Genomic DNA, 2,034 nt, shown 5'->3' with positions numbered 1-2,034 from the left:
GATGTGCTAATTTATTCATGAGACATGAACCTCCTTGTGGATAGTTGGTGGTACATCTATTCTAACCAAGGAATCGGGTTCATGTCTCCTTTTTTGTTTAGTTGTCAATTTATGTAAGTGAATTTGCTCATCTACAGTTCCTGTATTTACATTTTCTAATCCTACAGCTACAGATTGATCTATTATAGTTACTTTATTTAACAAGTTATTAGACTTTAAAGTCTGTAAAAGCATTTTGTGTGCGCTTGATCCGTAGGGGACAGAAACCTCTTTCCCCTTTAACTGACTAATATCATTAATGCCATCAATTGGAGCTATTATGCTTTGATTCATCCCGTTTTTTCCTTTTCCATCAATAGCTACTATTTTCGCATCTAATTGTTCTAGCTCAACCGACTTGGCACCAGCTAATAAAGCAGGCATATCACCAAGGAATGCTATTTGTACTTTACCTGAAGACATAGCATTTACAAGTGGAACACCTGATGATGAGTTAAACCATTGTATTTCAATTTCCGCATCTGGATACATCTCTAATAATTTCTTTTCAAAAATCTTTTGATTTTTAATAATTGTAGCGCCCCACGTCTGAGCCGTAGGAGTTTGATATCCGATTGTTAAGCTTATACTTTTTTTATCTAGATTGGGTTTACTTTGCTTAGAAGAACAAGATGCCAATAATAGTACTATAAATATTAACAAAATTTTGAAATATTTATAGCTTATCGACATCATTTTTCCATTAACCCCCATACAACGTTCTCTTCGAACCAATCTCTTATAATGAATATTCGTTGTTCTACTTCTTTTAATGTATTTCCCCTCACCAGTACTATTGCTATAGAATCAATTACAGAGTTAGGATTATTAAAAGTTTCACCCTCATTTCCGAAAGGATCATACAATACTACCCAATCAAATGGAATTTTAGATGGCCTGGACAATAATTTACCATTTTTCGAAGGGATAAAGACTCCACCTACTAAACTTTTTAGTTCTACTGTCGAGGGGATTTCTATAGGTAATGAGCACTCATTTCTCACCCATATCCTATATAAATCTATTCCATACGCCTCATTTATAGCGGCATCAAGTCGTCCACCTCCGACTCTTGAAGCAATCTCACAAAAAACTAATTCATCATTTTCTGTATGGAAAATTTCACAATGGAATGGTGTAAAATTCGGAGTGGGTAATGATTTAATTATTTCTTCAGTAAAATATTTTATTCTTTTAAATAAACTGTGATTAGGTGGTAATAAAGTATACGAAGAACCTTTTTTAAAACTGAGTGCATCATCTAGATATTGTCCCACTGAAATAAAAGCTATTTTTCCATCGGAAATTATTCCATCAACATTGTGCATTGTCCCTTTTATAAAAGTTTCTACCATCATATCTTTTGGTATTCCTTTTTCTAAATATAATTTTAGCTCTTGATGGTTTTTTATTACACTTACACTTTTTGATGCCATTCCATCTACCGGTTTGATAATAAAAGGATAACCGTGTGTCTTTTCAAAGTCATATAAATCTACTGAGCTTTCAATTTTTTTATACGCAGGCGTTTTTAATCCGGCGCTAGAAACGTAGTCCTTCATAATAACTTTATCTCTGAAGGCAAGTGCACTTTTCATATTTTGACCTCTTAGATTAAATCTCTCTCTTAGTCTAGCTGCTCTAACAATTTCTGTTTCATCTAAAGCTATTATTGCATCATACGGATTTTGTTCATATAACTCAATTGCGTCATAATCTACCAAACCATTATCTTGAAACTTTTTATAAGATTTCTTTATATCAAATCCTACAAATTGATCTGAAAATCTCTCATTAGTGAACAAATATATTTCACTGTTATAATCTTCAAGCCATTCTTTGTATTTTGCAACATTAATCGGAAATCTGTTTAGTATCAATACTGCCAATTTCTTTCTCCTCCCTCTAGAAATGTTGATTTATCAAGGCTTTTCGGCCCCTCAGGGGTGTCCAAAAAATATTTTTCGACAAAATCTCTTACATCCTTTTTCAGTT

The 2,034-nt window shown here is 32.9% G+C and carries 2 protein-coding genes; both read right to left on the bottom strand.

Annotation, left to right across the window (positions count from 1 at the left end):
* Positions 1-15 precede the first annotated feature (15 nt).
* The gene (locus CV945_RS17155) at positions 16-753 is read right to left on the bottom strand and encodes an ABC transporter substrate-binding protein (RefSeq protein WP_157807576.1); all 738 of its coding nucleotides are present in this window, start codon (positions 751-753) and stop codon (positions 16-18) included.
* Entirely contained in the window at positions 732-1,928 is a 1,197-nt protein-coding gene (locus CV945_RS16730) for an ATP-grasp domain-containing protein (protein WP_021322226.1), read from the bottom strand. Before CV945_RS16730 ends, CV945_RS17155 begins: the two co-directional genes overlap by 22 nt.
* Positions 1,929-2,034: the final 106 nt, after the last annotated feature.

The organism is Geobacillus sp. Manikaran-105, assembly GCF_002809955.1.
In the GTDB taxonomy this organism is placed as follows: domain Bacteria; phylum Bacillota; class Bacilli; order Bacillales; family Anoxybacillaceae; genus Geobacillus; species Geobacillus thermophilus.
This window is presented reverse-complemented; position numbering and strand designations above follow the sequence as displayed.